2 protein-coding genes and 1 pseudogene are annotated in these 1,355 nt (G+C 39.8%); 1 reads left to right on the top strand and 2 read right to left on the bottom strand.

The genetic code is table 11. The annotated features are described in order from the left end of the window. Window positions 1–594 (top strand): site-specific integrase (locus JEM65_RS19465; RefSeq protein ID WP_199603168.1); only part of this gene is annotated, 594 nt, incomplete at its 5' end. A 157-nt stretch (window positions 595–751) separates the two neighbouring features. Here the strand turns inward: JEM65_RS19465 and JEM65_RS19460 are convergent. Together JEM65_RS19460 and JEM65_RS23160 are read right to left on the bottom strand one after the other, a co-directional pair. Next, complete coding sequence (locus tag JEM65_RS19460) at window positions 752–1,177, bottom strand: Fic family protein (RefSeq protein ID WP_368856071.1); 426 nt, start codon at window positions 1,175–1,177, stop codon at window positions 752–754. A 27-nt stretch (window positions 1,178–1,204) separates the two neighbouring features. After that, window positions 1,205–1,327 (bottom strand): annotated as a pseudogene (locus tag JEM65_RS23160) (Fic family protein); the annotation flags it as partial. Window positions 1,328–1,355: the final 28 nt, after the last annotated feature.

The following is a 1,355-nucleotide window of genomic DNA, read 5'->3' as shown; positions in this document are numbered from 1 at the left end:
CAGTTCCTTACAGAGCGTGAACTCGAACTGATTGAGAATACGCATTATACCAATGCGCGGTTGGAACGTGTAAAGGATTGTTTTATTTTCTCCTGTTACACGGGACTTTCCTATGTAGATGTCAGGGAACTGACCCTGGACCATATTACCCGGGGCATCGATAACAACTATTGGATCTTTACCAAACGTGAAAAAACAAATGAAACGGTCAAAATTCCTATTTTGCCCAAGGCCTTGTCAATTATTGAAAAATATAGGGACGAAGCCGAAAAAACGAACAAAGGAACCATCCTTCCGCTCAGCTCAAACCAAAAAACTAATAAATATCTGAAGGAAATTGTACTGGACTGCGGTATCCATAAGAATATAACGTTCCATGTTGCCAGACATACCTTTGCAACCACCGTCATGCTCTCCAATGGGGTTCCCATTGAGACCGTATCAAAGCTGTTGGGGCATAATAAGCTATCAACAACACAGATTTACGCCAGGGTCGTGGAGTCAAAGATAAGCGAGGACATAGACAATCTGCTGATACGGTTTGAAACGAAAAAGTTGAAACCAAAGACCCAAACCAAACAAACATTTTTTTAGACTTAAAATGAATTTCCTTTCAATGCGCTCCTCACAAGGCTACGGGAGTGTATTGAAAGGAAATTTCAGCTAAAACTAAATTATAAAATCTCTCTCTCCCTTTAATTTATAAATAACATACCCTGTTGATGGATAGTTTTTGCTCAATATGATATTTCTAACCTTTCAGAACCTCCAAAAGTCTAAAATTCAAGTACAGTTTTTCCTTGCCCACCTGCTCGCTCCTTAAAAACCCTTCTTTTTCCAAGTCCTTAAGATAATTTCCAACAGTCTTTAAGTTGCCCAGTCCTGCCTCTTCCAAATGGCTTCTTTTGGTATATGGCAACCTAAACAATTGCTCCATCAAATCCTTTGAATATATCCGAGGCAGTAGTTTCTGGATTTCAGTTCCCATGATATTCATCAGATTTTCAATTTCAGCAATCTGCTGTCTTCCCCTTGAGGCTGTTTGTTCCACCATATCGAGCATGAACACTATCCAAGCCTCCCAATTGCCTTCCTCTGTGACCTTACGAAGGTTCGTATAATAGTCGTTTTTATGTTCAATGATATAACTGCTCAGATACAACGCTGGCAAATCCATGAGCCCTGCCAATTTTAGATATAGCAACAGAATAATTCGTCCTGTACGGCCATTCCCATCAAAAAAAGGATGGATGGCCTCAAACTGATAGTGGATGATTGCCATCTTTATCAAAGGGTCCAGATCATCTTCAGAATGGATGAAACCCTCTAGGTTCTTTAATTCACTTTAAAAATCC

This window comes from Gelidibacter salicanalis, from assembly GCF_016469035.1.
Lineage (GTDB): Bacteria > Bacteroidota > Bacteroidia > Flavobacteriales > Flavobacteriaceae > Gelidibacter > Gelidibacter salicanalis_A.
The sequence above is the reverse complement of the archived record's forward strand: the minus strand, read 5'-3'. Positions and strand labels throughout refer to the sequence as shown.